This window comes from Nocardioides sp. CFH 31398, from assembly GCF_022436705.1.
Lineage (GTDB): Bacteria > Actinomycetota > Actinomycetes > Propionibacteriales > Nocardioidaceae > Nocardioides.
In genome coordinates this window covers 1-4,705 of sequence record NZ_JAKUHT010000033.1, presented here as the reverse complement: position 1 = coordinate 4,705, position 4,705 = coordinate 1, and the positions used below count along the sequence as shown (strand labels likewise).

Genomic DNA, 4,705 nt, shown 5'->3' with positions numbered 1-4,705 from the left:
CCCGCCGCCGACCCGGGCGCCGGCGCGGCCGGGCCCGGCGACGAGGCCGCCGCGGACACCCCGCCGCCGCCCGGGCCCCCGGGCCCGCCCGGCGAGAGGGTGCTGCGGTTCGCCCCCGACATGGAGGACGAGGTCGTGGCGAAGTCCTGCGTCGTCAAGGACGGCGTCGTCGTCCACGAGATGACCCGAGCGGTCCTGCAAGGCGGTTCCCTGTGATCGAGCTCCTGACCATCCTCGTGCTCAGCGTGTTCGTGGGCGTCGAGGTCATCTCGAAGGTCTCCTCGACCCTCCACACGCCGTTGATGTCGGGCGCGAACGCGATCCACGGCGTGATCCTGCTCGGCGCGATCCTCGTCACCGGGTCGACGGACGAGCCGGTGTTCGTCGCGCTGGGCACCCTGGCGATCGTGCTCGCCACCATCAACATGGTCGGCGGCTTCGTCGTGACCGACCGGATGCTGCAGATGTTCTCGCGCCGCCGTCCGGCGTCCGGCGCCAAGGGCCGCCCGTGATGGCGGCGCCGACCTGGGTGCAGCTGGTCTACCTGCTCTGCGCCGTCGGGTTCATCCTCGCGCTCAAGGGCCTGTCGGGCCCCCGGACCGCCCGCGCCGGCAACCTCGTCGGCGCGGTCGCCGCGACGGTCGCCTGCCTGCTGCCGTTCCTCTACCTCGACCTCGACAACGTCCTGCTGATGGTGGGCGCGATCGTGGTCGGCACCGTGCTCGGCGTCCTCGGCGCCCAGCGGGTGCAGATGACGCAGATGCCGCAGATGGTGGCGCTCTTCAACGGCGTCGGCGGCGGCGCCGCCGCGCTGGTCGCGCTGGTGGAGCTCGAGGAGTTCCTCGCCTACGCCGACCTCGACGTCCTCGGCTGGGACACCTGGGCCATCACCGCCTTCACCGTGGTCGTCGGCACGGTCTCGTTCGCCGGCTCGGTCGTCACCTTCGCCAAGCTGCAGGAGCTCATGACCTCCCGCCCGGTGGTGTTCCCGGGCCTGCCGGTCGCCGTGGTCGGCGTCCTCGTCCTGGCGCTCGCGGGCGCCGTGTGGCTGACCGTCGGCGGCCAGTCGCTGTGGCTGGGGTTCGTCCTCGCGCTGCTCGGCCTCGCGTTCGGCGTCCTGCTCGTGCTGCCGGTCGGTGGGGCCGACGTGCCCATCGTCATCTCGCTGCTCAACGCCTTCACCGGCCTGTGCGTCGCCGGCTCCGGCTGGCTGCTCGGCAACACGGTGCTGCTCGTGGGCGGCACCCTGGTCGGTGCGTCCGGCACCTTCCTCACGCTGCTGATGGCCAACGGGATGGGCCGGTCGGTCTCGGGCATCCTCTTCGGCGCCCTGAAGGGCGGCTCGACGCTCGGCTCGACCACCGCCTCGGACCGTCCCGTGCGCTCCGGGACGGCGGAGGACGTCGCCATCACCCTGGCGTACGCCGACCGCGTGATCGTCGTCCCCGGCTACGGCCTCGCCGTCGCGCAGGCCCAGCACACGCTGCGCGAGCTCGTCGACCTGCTCGCCGAGCGCGGCGTCCGTGTCGACTACGCGATCCACCCGGTGGCCGGGCGCATGCCCGGGCACATGAACGTGCTGCTCGCCGAGGCGCAGGTGCCCTACGACCAGCTGCGTGAGATGGACCGGATCAACGGCGACTTCCCGACCGCCGACGTCGTCCTCGTCGTCGGCGCCAACGACGTGGTGAACCCCGCCGCGCGCACCGAGAAGTCGTCCCCGATCTACGGCATGCCGATCCTCGACGCCGACAAGGCCAAGCAGACCGTCTTCCTCAAGCGGTCCATGCGTCCCGGCTTCGCCGGCATCGAGAACGAGCTGCTCTACCAGCCCGGCACCATGCTGCTGTTCGGCGACGCGCGCGAGTCGCTGACCGAGGTGCTGGCGGGGGTCAAGAAGCTGTAGCGGCCGCCGGGCCCGGCCTCCCCGCGTCACCTCGCGTCAGTCCGCGTCAGTCCGCGTCACTCTGCGGAGTGAGGCGCGACGGGGTCGTCGCTGCCTAGGCTCGGCTCCGTGTCCCGGCCCGTCCCGTCCGCCGTCGCGTGGGTCGTGGTCGCGCTGGTGACCCTGACGCCGCTCGTCGCCCTCGCGGCGGGGTGGCCGCTGCTGGTCGACGGGGTCGTGCTGACCCTCCTCGCCGCGATCGCCGGGTACGCGGCCGGTGCGTGGCTCGGACCGCGGGTCGCGCTGCTCATGGTGCCGGTGAGCGCGGGGTGCCTCTGCGCGGTCAGCCAGCTCAGCGGCGCGGCGTACCACCCGCTGGACGACGCCGTGTTCTTCCTGGCGTTCGTGGCCGGGCCCGCCGCCGCCGGCCGGGTCGTCACCGCTCGCGCGGCGCAGGTCGACCGGCTGCGCGCCCTCGCGGACGAGCTCGAGGAGCAGGAGCGGCAGGCCGTCCTGGCGGCCCGCCTCGAGGAGCAGGCCCGGGTGCAGCAGCAGGTGCACGTCGGCGTGACCGAGCGTCTCGCCGCGATCGCCGTCCGCGCCGACGGAGCGCGCCGGGTCGGCGACGCCGGCGCCCTGGCGGTCCTGGAGTCCGAGGCCCGGGGGGCGCTCGACGAGGTCCGCGACGTCCTCGGCTCCCTCGCCGCGCCGGAGCCGCCCGCGTCGACGTCGCAGGCGCAGGACGCCGCCCCGGCGCCGCGTCCGTCGTGGGCGGACCTGGGCCTGGCCGCGGCGATCGGCGTCGCCGTCGCGGTCGAGATGGTCGTCCACCCGCTGGCCCGTGGGCCGTCGTGGCTGTGCGCCCTGGCCGGGGTGCTGGTGGCCGCGCCCCTGGTGCTCCGCCGCTCCCGGCCGGTCCTCGCCGCCCTCGTGCTCCTCGTCGCCGCCGCGGCCGCCACCGCGTGGCTGACGCCCGTGCCCGCCACGGTGACCGGCATCGCCCTGCTGTCGGTGCTCGTCTACTCGCTCGGCGCCTGGTCCCGTTCGTGGTGGTGGGTCCCGACGTGGCTCGCCACGGTCGCGTCCGCCCTGCTGCTGGGACACCTTTCGGCGGTCGACGTCGACGAGGCCGGTCCGGCCGAGGACGTCATGGTCGTCGCCTGGCTCACCGCCACGGTGCTGCTGGGGCGCCTCGCCGCCGGGTGGCACGCCCGGGCCCGGCGTACGGCGGAGGTGGTGGACGCCCTCGCGGCGGGCCGCGACGCCGCGACCCGCCTGGCGACGGCTCGCGAGCGGCAGGCGCTGGCGAGCCGGCTGCACGACACCGTCGCCCACACGCTGACCGTCGTCTGCCTCCAGGCCTCGGCGGCTCGCCGTCACCCCGCCGGTGCAGCGGAGGCCCTCGCGACGATCGCGGCGACCGCGGCGGGAGGGGTGGCCGAGCTCCGCGACGGCCTCGACGCCCTCGCCGACGACGACGTCCTCGACGCCTCGCGCATCCGTGCCCTCGGGCGGCTCGTCGGGGTGGCGACCACCGCGTCGACCGAGCCGGGGCCGCCACCCCGCGGTGCCGCCGGCGCCCTCGTGCACCGGGTCGTCCGGGAGGCGCTCGTGAACGTGGCCCGGCACGCGCCGGAGGCCACCGCGTCGGTGGTCGTGGCCCGGTCGGGAGCCGGCTGGCGGGTCGACGTGAGGGACACCGGTCGTGCGCCCGGCGCCGGCCAGCCGCCGGTGCGCGGGTCCGGCACCGGGCTGGCCGGCCTGGCCGCCGTCCTCGCCGAGCGGGGCGGTGCGCTGCGCTGGGGGCCCGACGACGGCGGGTTCCGCGTGGTCGCGGAGGTCCCGGCGCCCGCGGCGTGCCCGGTCGGTGTCGGATGATCGGCGTCCTGCTCGCCGACGACCACGACCTCGTGCGGGCCGGCCTGCGGATGCTGCTGGAGCCCGAGCCGGACGTCGCCGTCCTGGGCGAGGCGCCCGACGGCGCGACGGCCGTCGAGCTCGCGCAGGCGCTGCGCCCCGACGTCGTCCTGATGGACATCCGGATGCCCGGCCTCGACGGCATCGCGGCGACGCGGCGGATCACCGGGACCCTGCCCGGCACCCGCGTGGTCATCCTCACCACCTTCGACCGCTCGCAGCTGGTGTACGACGCGCTGCTGGCCGGGGCGAGCGGGTTCCTGCTCAAGGACGGTCCGGGCGACCGGCTGGTCGCCGCCGTCCACGCCGTCGTCCGGGGCGAGGAGCTGCTGGCGCCCTCCATCACTCGTCGCCTGGTCGCGGAGTTCACGCGCGCCGGCCGCGACGGGCCGCCGCGCGGCTACGAGCACCTCACCACCCGGGAGGCGGAGGTCCTCGAGCTGGTGGCCCGCGGGCGCAGCAACGCCGAGATCGCCGCCGAGCTGGTCGTGAGCATCCAGACGGTCAAGACCCACGTCGCGCGGGTGCTCGCCAAGCTCGGGCTGCGGGACCGGGTGCAGGCCGTCGTCCTCGCCTACGAGCACGGGCTGGTCCGACCCGGCGGGTGAGCGCGGTTCTGGTTCGCCGTCGCCCCGGGCGGGGGAGGTGAGGTCCACCCCGTGGCGTCCACGGACGCGTCCGCACCCACGACGCGAGGTGCTCCAGCGCTTCGTCCCGCGCTGATCCGGGCGAGCGCTCGGGGTCGCGCTCGGGGGTTTCACCAGCCGACCCGTGATGTCCCGACTTGGCCCCCGAAGTTTCGAGGGCCGAGTCGGGGTTTCACCAGCCGGCTGGTGAAACCCGCGCACCAGCGGGACCCGTGCGACCCAGACGACCCGCAACCACGCGCCGCCTCAGCGGCGC

General features: G+C 75.4%; 5 protein-coding genes. All 5 read left to right on the top strand.

Going from position 1 to position 4,705, the window contains the following annotated elements:
* On the top strand, positions 1–216 hold a 216-nt coding region (locus MJ876_RS19755), incomplete at its 5' end, for a hypothetical protein (RefSeq protein WP_240239014.1).
* On the top strand, positions 213–512 hold the full coding sequence (locus MJ876_RS19750; RefSeq protein WP_240234472.1) for an NAD(P) transhydrogenase subunit alpha: 300 nt from the start codon (positions 213–215) through the stop codon (positions 510–512). The genes MJ876_RS19755 and MJ876_RS19750, both read left to right, overlap by 4 nt.
* Positions 512–1,906: an NAD(P)(+) transhydrogenase (Re/Si-specific) subunit beta gene (locus MJ876_RS19745; RefSeq protein WP_240234471.1), complete on the top strand. Its 1,395-nt coding sequence runs from the start codon at positions 512–514 to the stop codon at positions 1,904–1,906. The genes MJ876_RS19750 and MJ876_RS19745 overlap by 1 nt, the downstream gene beginning before the upstream one ends.
* A gap of 108 nt (positions 1,907–2,014) precedes the next feature.
* Positions 2,015–3,763, top strand: a complete 1,749-nt coding sequence (locus MJ876_RS22400) for a histidine kinase (RefSeq protein WP_240234470.1) — start codon at positions 2,015–2,017, stop codon at positions 3,761–3,763.
* Positions 3,760–4,410, top strand: a complete 651-nt coding sequence (locus tag MJ876_RS19735; RefSeq protein ID WP_240234469.1) for a response regulator transcription factor — start codon at positions 3,760–3,762, stop codon at positions 4,408–4,410. Before MJ876_RS22400 ends, MJ876_RS19735 begins: the two co-directional genes overlap by 4 nt.
* Positions 4,411–4,705: the final 295 nt, after the last annotated feature.

Bases quoted from the DNA above. Each gene is read 5' to 3' on its own strand.
- MJ876_RS19745 (WP_240234471.1), top strand. From the start codon at position 512: ATGGCGGCGCCGACCTGGGTGCAGCTGGTCTACCTGCTCTGCGCCGTC.
- MJ876_RS19735 (WP_240234469.1), top strand. From the start codon at position 3,760: ATGATCGGCGTCCTGCTCGCCGACGACCACGACCTCGTGCGGGCCGGC.